The sequence below is a fragment of the Alteromonas sp. 5E99-2 genome (assembly GCF_017368475.1).
Taxonomy (GTDB): Bacteria; Pseudomonadota; Gammaproteobacteria; order Enterobacterales; family Alteromonadaceae; genus Alteromonas_F.
On record NZ_JAFNJE010000085.1, the window covers coordinates 1 to 419 of the forward strand.

Below are 419 nucleotides of genomic sequence, written 5' to 3' on the forward strand. Positions count from 1 at the left end.
CTGGGAATCGCAGGAAAGCAAGCATTGGTTTGTGCGTCATCCAAAGGGCTTGGGCGTGGTTGCGCCGTGGCCCTAGCTGAAGCAGGCGTCAATCTGGTGTTGAATGCACGTGGGTCTGAAGCGCTTGAAGCAACAGCCGCAGAAATTCGCGCGACATACGGCGTTGAGGTGACCACGGTTGCTGCTGACGTGTCGACTGAAGAAGGCCGCGCCGCCGTTTTGGCTGTCGCAAAAGACATCGACATCCTCGTGACAAACGCAGGTGGCCCACCTCCGGGCATGTGGAATGACTGGAGCCGGGATGACTTTATCGCCGCTTTTGATGCCAACATGCTGGCCCCAATCGCACTGATGCAAGCGGCCTTGCCGGGCATGATCGCCAAAGGCTGGGGCCGGGTGGTCAACATCACCTCGGCCTC

At 59.4% G+C, this 419-nt stretch carries 1 protein-coding gene; it reads left to right on the forward strand.

Annotated elements, in window-relative coordinates:
- Positions 1–66 precede the first annotated feature (66 nt).
- The coding region (locus J3L16_RS16005; protein ID WP_347564701.1) for an SDR family NAD(P)-dependent oxidoreductase at positions 67–419 on the forward strand (353 nt) is incomplete at its 3' end.